The organism is Enterobacter hormaechei subsp. hoffmannii (genome assembly GCF_001729745.1).
GTDB lineage: Bacteria > Pseudomonadota > Gammaproteobacteria > Enterobacterales > Enterobacteriaceae > Enterobacter > Enterobacter intestinihominis.
On the sequence record NZ_CP017186.1, the window covers coordinates 2,406,192 to 2,424,123 of the forward strand.

The 17,932-nt window shown below is 53.1% G+C and carries 20 protein-coding genes; 7 read left to right on the plus strand and 13 right to left on the minus strand.

Annotation, left to right across the window (positions count from 1 at the left end):
- The first annotated feature begins 99 nt into the window (after nt 1-99).
- The 3 genes from BFV65_RS11260 to osmB all read left to right on the plus strand — a co-directional run bounded on the left by BFV65_RS11260 (nt 100) and on the right by osmB (nt 1,553).
- Nucleotides 100-282, plus strand: a complete 183-nt coding sequence (locus BFV65_RS11260) for a YciZ family protein (protein ID WP_022648315.1) — start codon at nt 100-102, stop codon at nt 280-282.
- Nucleotides 283-319: 37 nt separating this feature from the next.
- A complete protein-coding gene (gene yciT, locus BFV65_RS11265) occupies nt 320-1,072 on the plus strand; it encodes a DNA-binding transcriptional regulator YciT (RefSeq protein WP_022648316.1) in 753 nt (250 codons plus the stop codon).
- Between the two features lie 262 nt (nt 1,073-1,334).
- The gene (gene osmB, locus BFV65_RS11270) at nt 1,335-1,553 is read left to right on the plus strand and encodes an osmotically-inducible lipoprotein OsmB (protein ID WP_003856823.1); all 219 of its coding nucleotides are present in this window, start codon (nt 1,335-1,337) and stop codon (nt 1,551-1,553) included.
- Between the two features lie 104 nt (nt 1,554-1,657).
- On the opposite strand, the gene yciH is transcribed toward osmB, so the two are convergent.
- The 5 genes from yciH to pgpB all read right to left on the minus strand — a co-directional run bounded on the left by yciH (nt 1,658) and on the right by pgpB (nt 5,306).
- Complete coding sequence (gene yciH, locus BFV65_RS11275) at nt 1,658-1,984, minus strand: stress response translation initiation inhibitor YciH (RefSeq protein ID WP_063147223.1); 327 nt, start codon at nt 1,982-1,984, stop codon at nt 1,658-1,660.
- Entirely contained in the window at nt 1,984-2,721 is a 738-nt protein-coding gene (gene pyrF, locus BFV65_RS11280) for an orotidine-5'-phosphate decarboxylase (protein ID WP_022648318.1), read from the minus strand. The genes yciH and pyrF overlap by 1 nt, the downstream gene beginning before the upstream one ends.
- A 184-nt stretch (nt 2,722-2,905) precedes the next feature.
- The gene (lapB, locus tag BFV65_RS11285; RefSeq protein WP_003856819.1) at nt 2,906-4,075 is read right to left on the minus strand and encodes a lipopolysaccharide assembly protein LapB; all 1,170 of its coding nucleotides are present in this window, start codon (nt 4,073-4,075) and stop codon (nt 2,906-2,908) included.
- Between the two features lie 6 nt (nt 4,076-4,081).
- The gene (locus tag BFV65_RS11290) at nt 4,082-4,390 is read right to left on the minus strand and encodes a LapA family protein (RefSeq protein ID WP_006810839.1); all 309 of its coding nucleotides are present in this window, start codon (nt 4,388-4,390) and stop codon (nt 4,082-4,084) included.
- A 148-nt stretch (nt 4,391-4,538) separates the two neighbouring features.
- Nucleotides 4,539-5,306 carry a phosphatidylglycerophosphatase B gene (gene pgpB / locus BFV65_RS11295; RefSeq protein ID WP_069596641.1) on the minus strand — a complete coding sequence of 256 codons (768 nt, stop codon included), beginning with the start codon at nt 5,304-5,306 and terminating at the stop codon, nt 4,539-4,541.
- Nucleotides 5,307-5,503: 197 nt separating this feature from the next.
- Between pgpB and ribA the strand changes: the two genes are divergently transcribed.
- A complete protein-coding gene (gene ribA, locus BFV65_RS11300) occupies nt 5,504-6,094 on the plus strand; it encodes a GTP cyclohydrolase II (RefSeq protein ID WP_013096372.1) in 591 nt (196 codons plus the stop codon).
- 37 nt (nt 6,095-6,131) lie between these two features.
- On the opposite strand, the gene acnA is transcribed toward ribA, so the two are convergent.
- The 6 genes from acnA to topA all read right to left on the minus strand — a co-directional run bounded on the left by acnA (nt 6,132) and on the right by topA (nt 13,617).
- A complete protein-coding gene (gene acnA, locus BFV65_RS11305) occupies nt 6,132-8,807 on the minus strand; it encodes an aconitate hydratase AcnA (RefSeq protein ID WP_069596642.1) in 2,676 nt (891 codons plus the stop codon).
- Between the two features lie 165 nt (nt 8,808-8,972).
- Entirely contained in the window at nt 8,973-9,071 is a 99-nt protein-coding gene (gene ymiC, locus BFV65_RS23390) for a small membrane protein YmiC (RefSeq protein ID WP_032103392.1), read from the minus strand.
- A 137-nt stretch (nt 9,072-9,208) separates the two neighbouring features.
- Nucleotides 9,209-9,373, minus strand: coding sequence for a YciX family protein (locus tag BFV65_RS23125; protein ID WP_162200559.1), 165 nt, complete (start codon nt 9,371-9,373; stop codon nt 9,209-9,211).
- A gap of 8 nt (nt 9,374-9,381) precedes the next feature.
- Nucleotides 9,382-9,522 carry a YmiA family putative membrane protein gene (locus BFV65_RS11320; RefSeq protein WP_096168876.1) on the minus strand — a complete coding sequence of 47 codons (141 nt, stop codon included), beginning with the start codon at nt 9,520-9,522 and terminating at the stop codon, nt 9,382-9,384.
- 336 nt (nt 9,523-9,858) lie between these two features.
- Nucleotides 9,859-10,833, minus strand: coding sequence for an HTH-type transcriptional regulator CysB (cysB, locus tag BFV65_RS11325; protein ID WP_006810844.1), 975 nt, complete (start codon nt 10,831-10,833; stop codon nt 9,859-9,861).
- 186 nt (nt 10,834-11,019) lie between these two features.
- Complete coding sequence (gene topA / locus BFV65_RS11330) at nt 11,020-13,617, minus strand: type I DNA topoisomerase (protein WP_022648322.1); 2,598 nt, start codon at nt 13,615-13,617, stop codon at nt 11,020-11,022.
- A gap of 398 nt (nt 13,618-14,015) precedes the next feature.
- On the opposite strand from topA, the gene BFV65_RS11335 reads away from it, so the two are divergent.
- Nucleotides 14,016-14,267, plus strand: a complete 252-nt coding sequence (locus tag BFV65_RS11335; RefSeq protein WP_003856804.1) for a YciN family protein — start codon at nt 14,016-14,018, stop codon at nt 14,265-14,267.
- A 35-nt stretch (nt 14,268-14,302) separates the two neighbouring features.
- On the opposite strand, the gene sohB is transcribed toward BFV65_RS11335, so the two are convergent.
- Nucleotides 14,303-15,349 carry a protease SohB gene (gene sohB / locus BFV65_RS11340; protein WP_045621558.1) on the minus strand — a complete coding sequence of 349 codons (1,047 nt, stop codon included), beginning with the start codon at nt 15,347-15,349 and terminating at the stop codon, nt 14,303-14,305.
- Between the two features lie 252 nt (nt 15,350-15,601).
- Here sohB and BFV65_RS11345 point away from each other — a divergent pair, with 252 nt between their 5' ends.
- Together BFV65_RS11345 and cobO are read left to right on the plus strand one after the other, a co-directional pair.
- On the plus strand, nt 15,602-16,363 hold the full coding sequence (locus BFV65_RS11345; protein ID WP_022648324.1) for a YciK family oxidoreductase: 762 nt from the start codon (nt 15,602-15,604) through the stop codon (nt 16,361-16,363).
- The gene (gene cobO / locus BFV65_RS11350) at nt 16,360-16,950 is read left to right on the plus strand and encodes a cob(I)yrinic acid a,c-diamide adenosyltransferase (RefSeq protein ID WP_023300262.1); all 591 of its coding nucleotides are present in this window, start codon (nt 16,360-16,362) and stop codon (nt 16,948-16,950) included. The genes BFV65_RS11345 and cobO overlap by 4 nt, the downstream gene beginning before the upstream one ends.
- 35 nt (nt 16,951-16,985) lie before the next feature.
- On the opposite strand, the gene rluB is transcribed toward cobO, so the two are convergent.
- A complete protein-coding gene (rluB, locus tag BFV65_RS11355) occupies nt 16,986-17,861 on the minus strand; it encodes a 23S rRNA pseudouridine(2605) synthase RluB (protein ID WP_003856794.1) in 876 nt (291 codons plus the stop codon).
- Nucleotides 17,862-17,932 lie beyond the last annotated feature (71 nt).

The following is a 17,932-nucleotide window of genomic DNA, read 5'->3' on the forward strand; positions in this document are numbered from 1 at the left end:
TTTCATTTATGAACTTTGGTTATTGCATTTTTTACCTTCTCTTTTGAATCAATTTTCTGCATCATTGATAATATTAACTTTTCGCTTCAGGGTGAGCTTATGTCTAACATTGATGCAACAGCCGTGGCACAGCGTATTGATACTGTGCTGGATATTCTTGTCGCGGGCGATTATCACTCTGCTATCCGTAATCTTGAGATCCTCAAGTCTGAACTGCTGGCTGAGAACGGCACTGATAACGCATCAGAATCCACTCAACCAAAAGCCCCGTGGGAAGTGTAACCACGTCGTTTTCGCCCTTGCCTTTTAAATGGATGCTATGAATTCCCGACAACAAATCATTTTGCAGATGGTGATCGATCAGGGACGCGTAAGCGTAGTCGATCTCGCTAAAGCTACCGGCGTTTCTGAAGTCACCATTCGTCAGGATCTGAATCTTCTGGAAAAACAGAGCTACCTGCGGCGTGCGCACGGATATGCCGTTCCACTGGACAGTGACGACGTTGAAACCCGCATGATGAACAATTTTGCGCTCAAGCGGGAACTGGCGGAGTTTGCTGCATCCTTAGTGAATAACGGTGAGACCGTCTTTATTGAAAATGGCAGCAGTAACGCCCTTCTGGCGCGCACGCTTGCCGATCAAAAAGACGTTACCATCATTACCGTAAGCAGCTATATCGCCCATCTGTTGAAGGAAACTCGCTGCGAGGTCATTCTGCTGGGCGGCATTTACCAGAAGAAAAGCGAAAGCATGGTGGGGCCATTAACGCGTCAATATGTTCAGCAGGTTCACTTCAGTAAGGCATTCATTGGCATTGACGGCTGGCAGCCCGACACCGGCTTTACCGGTCGCGACATGATGCGTTCAGACGTGGTGAACGCCGTACTCGCCAAAGAGTGTGAAGCGATTGTGCTGACCGATAGCTCTAAGTTTGGCGCCGTACACCCTTATACGATGGGTCCGGCTTCGCGCTTCAGCCGTGTGATCACGGATGAGCGTTTACGCGATGAATATCGCCAGCAATTAGAACAAGACGGCCTGACTGTCGATATTGTGAAAAAAACGGCCTGATTATCCTGCTGCGCCCGAATAATGGGCGCACTTAAACCTTTCTCTGAGAGTATTCCGACCCTTCCTTTAAGAGTTTTTACCTGTTGAAACTGTTCTAAACACGTAAAATTAATATTAGCGATATAACAGGAAGTGACTATCACCTGCGTGATGATGTAACGCCTGCGCGACCAGCTTTCACGGGAACAGAATTTAAGTATGGATATTGTCTATACTTAAAGTGCATTCCTTTCCGTGAATCGATAATTCAGGAGAAAGTATTATGACCTTTACCAGCAAAAAATTAGCCGCCGCTGTTCTGGCAATCACTGTAGCAATGTCTCTGAGCGCTTGCTCTAACTGGTCTAAACGTGACCGTAACACCGCGATTGGTGCCGGTGCTGGTGCGCTTGGTGGTGCAGTATTAACGGATGGTAGTACGCTGGGTACATTAGGTGGTGCTGCCGTAGGTGGTATTATCGGTCACCAGGTGGGCAAATAATCACCATAACGGCTCTCACCGGTATAATAATATATTTTGTATTTTCAGGTCTGACTTACGCACGTAAAAAAAAGAGCCACGGCAATGTCCGTGGCTCATTTATTTTAACCGCCCGCCAGTTTGACTTTCATACCTTTGGCTTCCAGCAGCGTTTTAATTAAATCCCGCTTATCGCCCTGAATCTCAATTATGCCGTCTTTTACTGCCCCACCGCATCCGCACTTCTTTTTAAGCTCAGCGGCGAGCTTTACCAGCTCTGCATCATCCAGATCAATGCCGCTGACAAGGCAAACGCCTTTCCCTTTTCTGCCACTGGTCTGGCGCTGAATACGCACGATTCCATCGCCTTTCGGACGTTCAGCTTTCTCTTTTGGCTCTTCAATGCGCCCGGTATCTGTTGAATAGACCAGACGAGTGTTGGCATCACGCATTATGCCCCCTTTTTCAGTGATGCATTAATCGCTTTCAGAGTCTCTGCCGGATGAGCGGATTGCGTCACCGGGCGACCAATTACCATATAGTCTACCCCCGCGCTCAGCGCCTGCTCTGGCGTCATGATGCGTCGCTGATCCCCTGACTCGCTGCCTGCCGGACGGATACCTGGCGTTACCAGTTTAAATTCGCGGCCTAACTCAGATTTGAAGCGAACCGCCTCCTGAGCTGAACAGACCACGCCATCAAGCCCACACTGTTGCGTGAGGCGCGCCAGACGCTCCGCATGTTCGGCAGGTGACAACGTCACACCCAGGTCACGAAGGTCAGATTCATCCATACTGGTCAGCACGGTGACGGCGATAAGAAGCGGAGCGTCATTGCCAAACGGCACCAGCGCTTCGCGCGCAGCCGTCATCATACGTGCCCCACCGGAGGCATGAACGTTAACCATCCACACACCCAGTTCAGCCGCCGCAGCAACGGCGTGGGCAGTGGTATTCGGAATATCGTGGAATTTCAGGTCGAGGAAAACGTCGAAACCACGCTGGTGCAGATCGCGGACGATTTGCGGACCGAACAGCGTAAACATCTCTTTGCCTACTTTAAGACGGCAATCCCGGGGATCAATACCATCAACAAAGGCCAGTGCGGCGTCACGGTTATTGTAATCCAGAGCAACAACTACAGGAGAATCGGTAACTACGCGGGAAGTGGAGGAAGTAACAGACGTCATGACCAGCCCTTTTCGTCTATGGGCGCGCAGCGGCGCGGAACAGATAAACGGCGTGCATTCTACCTGCCCTCGGGGTAAATGAACAGAATCGAATGCTTTTCCTGTTGAACCACAGACCGCACGGTGCTGAAAGAAATAATGCACTCTTTAGTATGTTGTAACTAAAATGGAGTGTTTTAAAAAATCACTGCCCGTCCAGACCACGAATTGGCTTGATGGTGGACCAGGCCCGGCAGGAAGGGCAATGCCAGTAGAGCGAATAGGCGGTGAAGCCGCATTTCTGGCAGCGATAGCGCGGCTTGCTCCGCACCTGTTCACCGACCATGTCTCGCAGCACCATCAGGCTCTCTTTAGCGCGCCCTTCTTCTGCATCGTTAAGATGATAATCCATCAGCTTGTGGAAGACGCGCATCGTCGGATGGCGCTGCAACTGACGGGTAATGTATACCTGGGCGGTATCACTCCCTTCGTGCTCTTCGACGACATCCGACAGCATCAGCTCGGCTGTGGCACCGGTGTTTTCTTCAACACAGCGGCGCAGGAATGCAACCCACTCGTCCTGCTTACCTAACTGCTGATAGCAGGTTTGCAGCATTTCCAGCGTTTCGCTGACCAGCTCTTTGTCCTGATCGATAACGCGAAGCAGGCTTTCCACGGCTTTGGCGTAATCACCATTAGCCATAAAGACCCGCCCCATCATTATCGAGATGCGGGCGCTGTTGCGATCGGCCGCGGCGCCTTTTTTTAGCAATGCCATGGCCTTATCCATGTCATCGCTACCCATTTGCTGAAGGGCCAGCTCGCAGTAAAAATGGGCAATTTCGACGCGCTGTTTATCTTTGCCGAGTTTGACCAGCCGTTCGGCGGTATCAATCGCTTTTTGCCAGTCGCTGGTTGCCTGGTAGATTTGCAGAAGTTGCTGAAGCGCACCGATACGGAAATCGGTCTCATCCACCAGCTGAGAGAACATATCTTCTGCGCGATCGTACAGGCCCGCCGCCATGTAATCTCTGCCCAACTGCTGCACGGCCAGCAACCGTTGCTCATAGGTCAACGATGCGCTTTCCATCAGGGTCTGGTGGATACGGATGGCACGGTCAACCTCTCCGCGCGAGCGGAACAGGTTTCCCAGGGTGAGATGCGCCTCTACGGTGCCGGTATCCTCTTTGAGCATGTCGAGGAACAGATCGACCGCTTTATCCTGCTGATTGCTCAGCAGGAAGTTCACCCCCGCAACGTAGTCACGGGAGAGTCGGTTTGCTTCATCCTGTTTTGTTTGTTGCGCGCTTCTGCGGCCCATATACCAGCCATAGGCTGCGGCGACAGGCAAAAGCAGAAACAACAACTCCAGCATATTCGATTATTCCTTGACTACCGGCACACCAGAGCTCGCCGGAATGTCAGTCGCAGGCGTAAGTTGATGTTCAAGTCGTTTAATTTTACGTTCAGCGCGAACAAGGGAAACACGAACCTTAAGCCAGAACAGGCCACATACAAGCCAGCCGATGACAAAACCCGCTGCGAATAACACAGCCAGCAGGCTCGACACCCGGTACTCGCCCTGCGCCAGCAGATAGTTGAAACTTACCTGTTGATCGTTTTGCGCGCCCAATGTGACTGAAATGACAAAAATCGCCAACACCAGTAAGAAAATGAGTAAATATTTCACATGACTTCCCGTTATGTGGTTCGAGCGTATAAAGCGTGTTCAACTCACTGCAATCAGCCTTATAAGCTACCATTTTAGTGGCGGGCGCGAAACGGAAAAAGTAATGCGCCCTTCATGGATTTATGGTCAAAATGCGGAATATCAAGCTTCAGGTTCCGCCTGACTCCCTTTCGGCTATTTCTTCCTTCTCTTCCTGCGGTGGCGTCAGAGGCCCACAGAAACGTTGTGCAAGCCAGGTCGCCAGCGTAACCAGTACCCACGAAATCAGCGTAGCCACCACCAAATCACGCGGCCAGTGCATCCCCAGCAGCATCCGGCTGCCCATTACGCCTGTCGCCCAGACCAGCAAAATCGCAATCGTGAGGGTACGTCGACGTGGCCAAAGCAGCCCCACGCCGAGTAGCGCCCAGCTGGCAGCAAACATCGTATGTCCGGAAGGAAACGCAAAGCCGGTCTCTTTTTGCCAGTGTTTGCGTAAAAATGTCGGGATATCCTGCTGTTCCGCAAGCTGTTCTTTCACCAACGCCCCGCGATCCTTACGCTTTAAAGTGTAGAACTCATCTACCGGAATATGGTGCGTTTTTTCCAGCCAGATAACAAAGGGACGGGGTTCCTGCACGCGATCTTTCACCCACGACTTCACCCCCTGCCCGACAAGAATGGCACCTCCGAGAATGGCAAATAATACCAGAGCCGCGCGAAGACGAAAGCGCAGGCACCACAGGAACCAGGCACAGAGCAGCACGTGCGTAATAATCCCCCAGGGCTGGGTGACCGTCTCAGTTATCCAGTATAAGGCTTTCAGCCACGTCTCGTTTTGTCCGGGCTTCCACATCCAGCCGGAGAACCAAACAATCAGGGGTATAACAAGCAATACGGCGGCGCCTGCGGCCGTGCGTCTGGCAATTGAATGCATGTCCTCTCCTTTTTCACTAAGCACCACAATCATAACTGAATTTCCACCTTCTGGTGGATATGTCGGATCGTGCGTTTAACGTCCGTATAGCGTGGTGGTGATTAGGTGAAGTAGCCGGGCTTGTGGCAAAATAGTCCAATACAGAAAGCAAAATGGGGCAAAGGCACGAAACGTGTCAGCCTGGTATGGAGAATCACATGCAGCTTAAACGTGTGGCAGAAGCCAAACTGCCAACCCCATGGGGCGATTTCCTGATGGTGGGTTTTGAAGAACTGGCAACCGGACAAGATCACGTCGCCCTGGTATACGGTGACATTTCGGGGCAGACGCCGGTACTGTCCCGCGTTCATTCTGAGTGTCTGACCGGTGACGCGCTCTTCAGCCTGCGCTGTGACTGCGGTTTCCAGCTCGAAGCCGCTCTTTCTCATATCGCAGAGGAAGGACGTGGCGTGCTGCTGTATCACCGCCAGGAAGGACGCAATATCGGTCTGCTGAATAAAATCCGCGCCTACGCGTTGCAGGATCAGGGCTATGATACCGTCGAAGCAAACCATCAGCTCGGCTTTGCTGCTGACGAGCGCGATTTCACCCTCTGCGCAGATATGTTCAAGCTGCTGGGCGTGGACGAAGTGCGTCTGTTGACCAATAACCCGAAAAAAGTGGAGATCCTCACTGAAGCGGGCATCAATATCGTTGAACGCGTGCCGCTGATTGTTGGCCGCAATCCGAAAAACGCGCACTACCTCGATACCAAAGCTGCAAAGATGGGGCACCTGCTGAGCGAGTAAACGCAAAACGCCCGGCACTTCTGCCGGGCGAGATTTATCAGTCCAGCATTTTACGAATCACATAATGTAAAATGCCGTCATTCTGGTAATAGGTTAGCTCTGTTGCCGTATCAATACGACACCGACAATCCAGCACTTCTGTTGTACCATCTGCCCGCGTTAACTTCATCGGAACGGTTTTACCCGGTTGCAGATTTTGCAGACCGCTGATATCAATCTGCTCTTCCCCGGTCAGACCCAGCGTTTTACGCGTTATGCCCTGCGGGAACTCCAGCGGCAGGATCCCCATCCCGATCAGGTTTGAGCGGTGGATACGTTCAAAGGATTCGGCAATCACCACGCGAACCCCGAGCAGACGTGGACCTTTAGCCGCCCAGTCGCGACTGGAACCAGAGCCGTACTCTTTACCGGCAATAACGGCCAGCGGCGTACCCTCCTGCTGATACTTCATGGCTGCGTCATAAATTGAAATGACCTCTGTATCTGGCAGGTGGCGCGTCATGCCCCCTTCCACGCCCGGGACCATTTCATTACGAATGCGGATGTTGGCAAATGTCCCGCGCATCATCACTTCGTGGTTACCGCGGCGCGAACCGTAGGAGTTAAAATCGCGACGTTCCACGCCACGGCTTTGCAGATACCGACCTGCCGGACTGTCCGCTTTGATGCTCCCCGCTGGTGAGATATGGTCAGTGGTGACGGAATCGCCCAGCATCGCCAGAATGCGCGCGCCGTGAATGTCTTTCAGCGGTGCAGGCTCCGCCAGCATCTCATCGAAGAAGGGCGACAGGCGAATATAGGTGGAATCATCCTGCCAGTCATAGGTATCGGAACCCACCACGTCGATCGCTTTCCATTCCGCTGTACCTTCGAACACTTCCGCATACTCTTTGCGGAACATCTCGGTGGAAACTTTCTCTACCGCGCGCGCAATTTCACGCGATGATGGCCAGATGTCTTTCAGATAGACAGGTTCATTTTTGCGATCGTGACCAATCGGATCGGTCGCCAGGTTAATGTTCATGTTTCCGGCCAGAGCATAGGCTACAACCAGCGGCGGCGAGGCCAGCCAGTTGGTTTTCACCAGCGGATGAATACGCCCCTCAAAGTTTCGGTTACCGGAAAGTACCGCGCCAACGGTCAAATCACCCTGCTTGATCGCCACTTCAATAGGCTCAGGCAGTGGACCAGAGTTACCGATGCAGGTCGTACAGCCGTAACCCACCAGATTAAAGCCCAACTCGTCGAGGTACGGCGTGAGTCTGGCCTGCGCCAGGTAATCGGAAACCACTTTCGAACCAGGCGCCAGGGACGCCTTAACCCACGGCTGTGGCTTGAGTCCCAGTTCTACCGCTTTTTTCGCCAGCAGCCCGGCAGCCATCAACACACTCGGGTTGGACGTGTTGGTACAGGAGGTGATAGCGGCGATCACCACGGCGCCGTCAGGGAGCTGATACTGATGCCCGTTCAGAACATAGTCCACCGGACGGTGATCTTTTTGCGCGGCGTTAACCTCCAGCTCATTGCTGGCGGCAAAGGCTTTCGGAACGTTGCTCAGGGCAACGCGGTCCTGCGGTCGTTTCGGCCCTGCGAGGCTTGCCTCAACGGTGCCCATATCCAGTTCCAGCGTGCTGGTAAATACCGGCTCGTCACCCGGGTTACGCCACATGCCCTGCGCTTTGGTGTAGGCCTCTACGAGCGCCACCTGCTCCTCGCTGCGACCACTGAGGCGCATATACTCCAGCGTAACGCTATCAATCGGGAAAAAGCCGCAGGTCGCACCATATTCCGGCGCCATGTTGGCGATGGTGGCCCGGTCCGCCAGCGGCAGTGAATCCAGACCATCACCATAAAATTCAACGAATTTACCCACCACGCCATGCTTACGCAGCATCTGGGTGACCGTCAGAACCAGATCCGTGGCGGTAATGCCTTCGGACAATTTACCGGTCAGCTTAAAGCCCACCACATCGGGAATGAGCATCGATACCGGCTGGCCGAGCATGGCCGCTTCCGCTTCAATACCACCGACGCCCCAGCCCAGAACGCCAAGGCCGTTAATCATGGTCGTGTGTGAATCGGTGCCCACCAGCGTATCCGGGTAAGCCACCCACTCTTTATCCTGCAATTCACTCCAGACGGCTTTGCCGAGATATTCCAGGTTGACCTGGTGACAAATGCCGGTGCCTGGTGGAACAACGCTGAAGCGGCTGAACGCCTGCTGACCCCATTTGAGGAAGACATAGCGTTCATGGTTACGTTCCATCTCCAGACGGACGTTTTCACCGAAAGCATCGTCGTCACCAAAGTGATCGACGGTGACGGAGTGGTCGATGACGAGGTCTACCGGTGAGAGCGGGTTCACCTTAGCCGTATCGCCCCCGAGACGCTTAACAGCTTCACGCATGGCGGCCAAGTCCACAACCGCCGGCACGCCGGTGAAATCCTGCATCAATACCCTGGCCGGGCGGTAGGCAATTTCTTTGTCTGCGTGAGCATTTTTCAGCCACCCTGCCAGAGCCTGGATATCCTCCTCGGTAACCGAGTCGCCATCTTGCCAGCGCAAGAGGTTTTCCAGTAGTACTTTCAACGACTTGGGTAACCGCGAAATGTCCCCAAGCGTCCTGGCAGCCAGCGGTAAGCTGTAGTAGCGCCAGGTTTTATTTTCCGCCTGTAATGTGTCCTTACTGGCTTCGCGTAGGGTTAACGACATAAGCTCCTCCTTAAAAACAGGGATGTCCTGACAATCATCAGGGCTGTAATTAAAGATAACACAAAGATGTCGTAACGTTTTGATAACAACCCAAATTGATAAATTTAGGAATGGTCCAACGCGAGGGATTAAACAAAAAACCCCGCCGTGGCGAGGTTTTACGATTTAGTGTAAGGCCAGCCAGAGGAGCTGACACCAGAAGAGGATCGAGGCTGAGAATACGCCGAGCCATGACCAGTATTTTACGGTTGTCATGTTATTCATCATAGGGACACCAGACTTTAATTATTTAAGGATGCGAGGTCTGCCCTCGTTCTATATTGCTGATGTGTATTTATTAAGGAGTACAAAAGTGCACAGTCTTTATTCAGACTATTTGCATCATTACGCAAAAATCAAAATTATTGTTTTTTGGGTTCGTCTTCTGCGAACACATCAATAAAGGCCTGCTGCTGTGGCGTCAGTTGCCAGGAGGCTGGCACGCTGGTTCCTGGCGCCTTACGCGCTTTGTGAGCATTGTCACGAAGCTGACACATCTCTTTTCTCGCGTCAGTACGCACCGTCATGACCATATTCAACCCCAATATTTCCAGACGAGAAGAGCAACAACCACCCAGAACAGGGCAGAGCCGAGAAAGACCGCCAGCCAGGCTTTACGCTTAAGCGCGGGATCCCTTTGCGGTTCTTCACTTCCTGACGGCATTGCTAACCTCATACAATCGATATCGCTTATCATTTAGAGACCAAACAATTGGCACAAGTAATCATCTGATGAGATAAATCCTAAAGAAACTTTAGCCGAAAAGCCAGTGAATTTACGAATCTGAGCCTGGGAAAATTCAATCTTTTGACCAGAAATAAATAATTGAAAAGAATAATTTGCACACCTGTAAATTAGTTTCTACTTTTGTCGCAAATTTGCGACAGTAAAACCCTATTCATCAAATGGGTTATGACGATATATGACAGTAGGCGCAGATGAGGTTAATTCTAATTTAGATTTAAAGTGGGAAACCGGTATCTTTCCAGAAGAGAAAGATACCGGGTGTAATTATTTGGCAGGAAGTTTGATGTCTTTAAACATCTCTTCGATGTCTTCATTGGAGCGTAACGCCACGGCCGTGTCGACCACGTCACGCGTTAAATGCGGTGCGAAGCGCTGAATAAAATCATACATATAGCTGCGAAGGAACGTGCTGCGACGAAAACCTATCTTGGTGGTGCTGTGGCTGAAGATATCATGCGCGTCCAGACGCACCAGATCCGGGTCTGATACAGGATCCACCGCCATGCTGGCAATAACGCCTACGCCCAGACCCAGACGCACGTACGTTTTAATGACGTCCGCATCCGTTGCAGTGAAGACGATCCGTGGCGTTAATCCGGCGCGGTTAAAGGCGGTGTCTAGCTCAGAACGGCCCGTAAATCCGAACGTATAGGTAACCAGCGGGTATTGCGCCAGCTCTTCGATTGTCACTTCGCCCTTCCCCGCCAGCGGATGATCGGGGGTCACGACAATAGAGCGGTTCCAGTGGTAGCACGGGAGCATGACCAGATCATCGTACAGATGAAGAGCTTCCGTCGCGATGGCAAAATCGGCATTGCCTTTAGACACGGCCTCTGCGATTTGCGTCGGTGAGCCCTGATGCATATGCAGGGAAACGCGGGGATAGCGTTCGATGAAACCTTTGATCACCCCGGGAAGCGCATAACGCGCCTGTGTGTGCGTGGTGGCAATATAAAGGGAGCCTTTATCCGGCCAGGTATGTTCCCCGGCGACGGATTTAATGGCGTCGACTTTGGAAAGCACTTCTCGTGCGATGCGAATGATTTCCTGCCCTGCCGGCGTGACCTGAGTCAGGTGCTTACCGCTGCGGGCAAATATCTGAATACCTAATTCATCCTCCAGCATACGCACCTGCTTACTGATGCCAGGCTGCGAGGTATAAAGACCTTCTGCGGTGGAAGAGACATTGAGGTTATGATTGACGACCTCAACGATATAGCGAAGCTGCTGTAATTTCATGCCAGACCATCCGATTTAGCGCATGCGTCAATCGCTTAATACGATTTGATAATAAGAAACGGGTTAACTATAACCACTATATCATTTATAGCCAGGCTGTATAGTACGGAACAAAAAATAATAACAACGTAATAAAAAAGGGCCGGAAGTCCGGCCCTTTCACAGGTAAGTTACGGTAAGGGAAGATTATTTTTTACCTTCAACCCATTTCCCGTCGACAAAGAAGGCTGACCAACCGGTCGCTTTACCCTCTTTCTCTGCCGCCACGTACTGCTGCTTCGTTTTACGGCTAAAGCGCACCACGGTTTTGTTGCCTTCCGGATCCTGCTGTGGCGCATCGGCCAGGTAACGCAGTTTCTCCGGCAGACGGTCGCGGAAGCGGTACAGCTCTTCTACCAGCGGCGCACGGGTTTCGCGCGATTTCGGGAAGGTGTTGGCCGCCAGGAATACCCCGGCAGCGCCGTCACGCAGCACGAAATACGCATCTGACTTCTCGCACGGCAGCTCAGGAAGCGGAACCGGATCTTCCTTCGGCGGCGCAACTTCACCGTTACGCAGGATCTTACGCGTGTTTTTACAGTCGTCGTTGGTACATGCCATGTACTTACCGAAGCGTCCCATTTTCAGGTGCATTTCGGAACCACATTTCTCACACTCAACGATCGGACCGTCATAGCCCTTAATGCGGAACTCACCTTCTTCGATCTCATAACCGTCGCAGGTTGGGTTATTACCGCAAACGTGCAGTTTACGTTTTGGATCGATCAGGTAGCTGTCCATCGCCGTGCCGCATTTCTTACAGCGGCGCTTGGCGCGCAGTGCGTTGGTCTCCGCATCGTCACCTTCCAGCACGTTGAGAACTTCGTTCTCCGGCACGAGGTTGATAGTGGTTTTGCAACGCTCTTTCGGCGAAAGCGCATAACCAGAACAGCCGAGGAACACGCCCGTGGTTGCGGTACGGATCCCCATTTTACGGCCACAGGTTGGGCAGTCGATGCTGGTCAGTACCATCTGGTTAGGCAGCATGCCGCCTTCTTCAGGATCTTTCTCAGCTTTCTCAAGCTGGTTGGTAAAATCGCTGAAGAAGCTGTCGAGAACTTTCTTCCACTCGGCCTTATGGCTGGCAACCTCATCGAGACTGTCCTCCATCTGCGCGGTGAAGTCATAGTTCATCAACTCACGGAAGTTAGCTTCCAGACGGTCGGTAACAATCTCACCCATTTTTTCAGCATAGAAACGACGGTTCTCAACGCGAACGTATCCACGATCCTGAATGGTCGAAATGATTGACGCATAGGTAGACGGGCGACCGATGCCGCGTTTTTCCAGCTCTTTTACCAGCGACGCTTCGCTGAAACGCGCAGGCGGCTTGGTGAAGTGCTGGGCCGGTACCAGATCAACCAGCGACAGCTCGTCGCCTTTGTTGACGGAAGGCAGAGTTCTGTCTTCATCACCTTTACGCAGCGCAGGCATCACTTTTGTCCAGCCGTCGAAACGCAGAATGCGGCCGCGCGCTTTCAGGCGGAAATCACCCGCGCCAACGGTCAGCGTAGTGGAGTCGTATTTCGCTGGCGTCATCTGGCAGGCCACGAACTGGCGCCAGATCAGCTGATACAGCTTCTGGGCGTCCGCTTCCATATCTTTAAGAGATTCCGCCAGAACGGAAACGTCAGAAGGACGGATCGCTTCGTGCGCTTCCTGAGAATTCTCTTTGCTGGCGTACTGATTAGGACTGTCCGGCAGGTATTTCTTACCGAAGTTGTCCTCGATATAGCCACGCACCATGCTGACAGCGTCCTGGCTCAGGTTGGTGGAGTCAGTACGCATGTAGGTGATGTAACCCGCTTCATACAAACGCTGGGCCATCATCATGGTTTTCTTCACGCCGTAACCCAGACGCGTACTTGCCGCCTGCTGAAGCGTTGACGTGATAAACGGTGCGCCAGGCTTGCTGCTGGTCGGTTTGTCTTCACGATCCAGCACCTGATAACGCGCTTTTTCCAGCAGCGCTACGGCGGCCATGGTCTGATCGCGATTTTCAGGACGGAACGGTTTGTCGTTGTGGTGGCTCACCTGCAACGGCAGCGCATCGCCGCCCGGCGTGGTGACATTCGCATCCACTTCCCAGAACTCTTCCGGGACAAACGCTTTGATCTCGCGTTCACGTTCGACAACAAGACGAACAGCCACAGACTGCACACGTCCCGCAGACAGGCCGCGAGCGACCTTTTTCCACAGCAACGGCGAAACCATGTAACCTACAACGCGGTCCATAAAGCGACGCGCCTGCTGAGCGTTAACACGGTCGATATTCAGTTCACCCGGCTTTTCAAACGCCTGACGAATCGCATTCTTTGTAATTTCGTTAAACACTACACGGCTGTAGCGTTTGTCATCACCCCCAATCACTTCCCGCAGGTGCCATGCGATGGCCTCCCCTTCGCGGTCAAGGTCGGTTGCGAGATAAATGTGGTCTGCTTTTTCAGCAAGCTGCTTCAGCTCGTTAACGACTTTTTCTTTGCCTGGCAGCACTTCGTATTGTGCATCCCAGTTGTGCCATGGGTTAACACCCATGCGGTTGACAAGCGCGCTACGTTCATCCTTTTTAGGCTTTTTAGCCCCTTTGGTGGAGGTAGAGTCTGCGCTCTTTTTGCTGGCTGAGCCACTTGTCGGCAAATCGCGAATGTGACCAACGCTGGACTTAACCACGTAGTCATTGCCCAGATATTTATTGATCGTTTTGGCTTTTGCCGGGGACTCAACGATGACGAGAGCTTTACCCATATTCACCTTTACCTAATTTAATTCTTCCAGGAATACGCCGCACGTTGATTTCCCTTCCGCTGACGACGAGCCATTGATATTGCGACGTCGTCAGGGGATATCAACCCCTTTGTCTTACCGAACGTCAGTATGGCGACATCCAGGTCATTGAGTTTTCGGGTATTTTTCTCACATCAAAGTTCATTCGTGACGAATTCCCGGTCGAATGTCAAGCAATTCTGTTGCCAGAATGACGAAAGCGCACACTGTACCTGATAAAATTCGTTACGCAACTTTATTAGCATGCAAAAGCAAATCCCGCCAGCCAGCCCCTGTTCCTTATACCCGTGGATAGCAGGGAAAATTTGCCCCCGAAGCGACCCAGGCGTAGACTATTGTCACTGTTTAAGGAGTGGAATATGCAGAATACGACCCAACCCATTGACCGAGCTTCACTGCTTATCGAAGCAAACAAACTCATTCGCGACCATGAAGACACCCTGGCGGGGATTGAAGCGACTGGCGTGGAACAACGTAATGGCGTGCTGGTGTTCAGCGGTGAATACTTCCTTGATGAACAAGGGTTACCAACCCCGAAAAGCACCGCCGTGTTTAACATGTTTAAATACCTGGCGCATACCCTCTCAGAGAAGTACCACCTGGTCGATTAAAACGAAAACGCGAGGCATCTGCCTCGCGTTTTTCTTTACAGCAGCGGCTTTTGTCCGCGCTGCAACCAGCGTATCAGCAGGCGATCCGCGCTTTCTGCCGCACTATTGGTTAAACGGTCGAGCAGGCGCTTACGTCGGGTGAAGCGCACCCCCACCAGCTCACGACCTTCCATCAGGTTGAGCAGGAGGTCGTCGCTGGTACCCACTTCATCCACCAGCCCTTTCTCCTGCGCCTGCGTGCCGTACCAGTGTTCGCCCGTAGCCACCTGCTCAATGTCCAGCGTTGGGCGCATGCGGTGCACGAAATCCTTGAACAGATGGTGGGTTTCGTTCAGATCTTCCCGGAACTTCTGCCGTCCCTCTTCGGTATTTTCGCCGAGCAGCGTTAGCGTACGTTTGTACTGACCCGCCGTATGCAATTCGATGTCGATCTCTTTATTTTTCAGGAAACGATTGAAGTTAGGGATCTGCGCAACCACCCCAATCGAGCCGATAATGGAGAACGGTGCTGCGACGATTTTATCCGCCACGCACGCCATCATATAGCCGCCACTCGCCGCGACCTTATCTACCGCCACGGTGAGCGGGATCTGTTTATCCCGCAGACGTTGTAACTGCGAAGCCGCCAGTCCATACCCATGCACTACGCCGCCCGGGCTTTCAAGGCGTACCACCACCTGATCCTGGGCTGTCGCCACGGCCAGCACCGCGGTCACTTCCTCACGCAGAGAGGAGACTTCATGCGCATCCATGCTACCTTTAAAATCGAGCACATAGACGCGCGGTTTTGCGTCAGCCTGTGGCGTGGCGAGCTTAGCTTTCGCCTTCGCGGCTTTGGCGTCCTGCTTATGTTTTTTCTTCTGGGCTTTTAGCCACAGCTTCTGTTGATGATCGTCAAGCAGCGCCAGAGACATCTCTTCCCGCATCTCTTTATACTGCTCGCTCAGGCGGGTAATGCGTAACTCACCACGCTGACGCTTACGCTGCGTCAGGTTGACAATCAGGACGGCAATCACCGCGACAGCAATAACCACCGTCGCGATTTTGGCCAAAAACAACCCATACTGAGAAAGTAATTCCACGCGTTCCACCTTGATTTAACCACGAATCTTTCACGCCAGTGTACAACAGCCCTGCGCAGGCGTCTCGCTCTGGACATTAGCTCTGCGAGGCGGCTTCAGGAATCCCCCGTTTCTGGTTTAAATCTTTGCAAATTGTTAATTTCCCAGCGTTCTGTCCTGTAGACTGATTGAATTCTGACGCGGTTTCGGGCATAAAGCCGAAAAGTCATAAATAAAGGTGCAAGTCACGCCCAATGCGCCTGAGGAGCCACCGTGCATTATCAGCCACAAAAAAACCTTCTACAGAACCGCATCATTCTGGTTACCGGTGCCAGCGACGGGATTGGTCGCGAAGCGGCGCTGACTTATTCTGAATACGGTGCGAGCCTTATTCTGCTGGGACGTAATGAAGAAAAGCTCAAAGCCGTTGCCCGTGAAATCGAAAACGCAGGCGGTACCCCCACGCCCTGGTATACGCTCGATCTGCTGACCTGTACGTCAGCGTCATGTCAGGCCCTTGCCCAGCGCATTAGTACGCATTATTCGCGTCTGGACGGCGTACTACACAACGCGGGGTTACTGGGCGAAGTGCGCCCGATGGATGAACAGGATCCGGAGATTTGGCAGCAGGTGATGCAGGTTAACGTCAATGGGACGTTTTTCCTGACCCAGGCCTTGCTTCCTTTATTACTTAACTCAGATTCCGGTTCGCTGGTGTTTACCTCCTCCAGCGTGGGGCGTCAGGGTCGTGCGAACTGGGGGGCTTACGCCGCCTCAAAATTTGCCACCGAAGGAATGATGCAGGTGCTGGCCGAAGAGTATCAAAACCGCCATCTGCGGGTTAACTGTATTAACCCTGGCGGTACGCGCACTAAAATGCGTGCCAGCGCGTTCCCGACAGAAGATCCGCAAAAGCTTAAAACCCCGGCCGATATTATGCCTCTTTACCTGTGGCTAATGGGTGACGACAGCCGTCGTAAAACCGGAATGACATTCGATGCTCAGCCAGGCCGCAAACCGGGGATATCGCAATGAGTGAAGACCGTCATCAGCAGCGCCAGCAGCGTCTCAAAGAACAGGTTGATGCACGCGTGGCGGCCGCTCAGGACGAGCGCGGGATCCTCATCGTGTTCACCGGCAACGGCAAAGGCAAAACCACCGCCGCATTTGGGACCGCCACCCGCGCAGTCGGGCACGGTCAGAAAGTGGGCGTGATCCAGTTTATCAAGGGTGAATGGCCCAACGGCGAGCGTAATCTGCTCGAACCGCATGGCGTTGAGTTTCAGGTGATGGCGACCGGTTTTACCTGGGATACCCAGAACCGGGAAACAGATACCGCAGCCTGCCTCGCCGTCTGGGAGCATGCCAAAAGAATGCTCTCTGACCCGTCGCTGAACATGGTGTTGCTGGATGAGATCACGTATATGGTGGCCTATGACTACCTGCCGCTGGAAGCCGTGCTGGAGGCCCTCAGGAACCGCCCTGCACACCAGACGGCGATCGTCACGGGGCGCGGGTGTCATCGGGACATTCTGGAGCTGGCCGATACCATCAGCGAGCTGCGTCCGGTTAAGCATGCGTTCGATGCGGGTATCAAAGCGCAAATAGGGATTGATTACTGAAGAAAAAAGCCCGGTATATTCACCGGGCTTTTAGATTAACCGTTGTTATTACGACTGCCAGAGCGGCGATTGCTGCTGACCTGGCTGTGACGTTTAACCGCACGGCGGATCTGATTCGCCTTCATACGACGACGATCTTTCTCTACCGCCACTTTCGATGTGGTTTCTGGCGTCAGGCCAACCAGATCGCGCAAGTAGTTGGTTTGCGTCAGATCCAGCTCGGTATAGCCGCCACGTGGCAGGCCTTTCGGCAGCAGGATGTCGCCATAGCGGACACGAATCAAACGGCTTACCTGGACACCGACCGCTTCCCACAGACGACGCACCTCGCGGTTACGTCCCTCTGTCAGGGTAACGTTGTACCACTGGTTAATGCCTTCACCACCGGTAAACTTGATGGTTTTGAACGCCGCTGGGCCGTCTTCCAGCTGAACGCCACGCGACAGATCGCGCAGTTTGTTCTCATCAACCTGACCGAAGACGCGCACGGCGTATTCACGTTCCACTTCACGACTTGGGTGCATCAGGCGGTTTGCCAGTTCACCATCGGTGGTGAACAGCAGCAGGCCACAGGTATTCACGTCCAGACGCCCTACGGCAATCCAGCGGGCGCCACGCAGTTTTGGCAGACGGTCGAACACCGTCGGGCGGCCTTCCGGATCGTTGCGGGTACACAGTTCGCCTTCCGGCTTGTAGTAAGCCAGCACGCGGCAGATCTGTTCAGCGGACTCTTTCACGGAGATAAGATGGCCGTCAATGCGGATCTTCAGCCCCGGTACGATTTCAACGCGGTCACCGAGTGTGGCGATTTTACCGTCCACACTCACGCGGCCTGCTTCAATAATGGCTTCGATTTCACGGCGCGAACCGTGGCCGGCACGCGCCAGCACTTTCTGTAACTTCTCGCTCATTGAGCTTCCTCAGGTGTCGCCTTCACAGGCGTCGAATCAGGTCAAAAACAGGGCAACGCCCTGCTTTGATG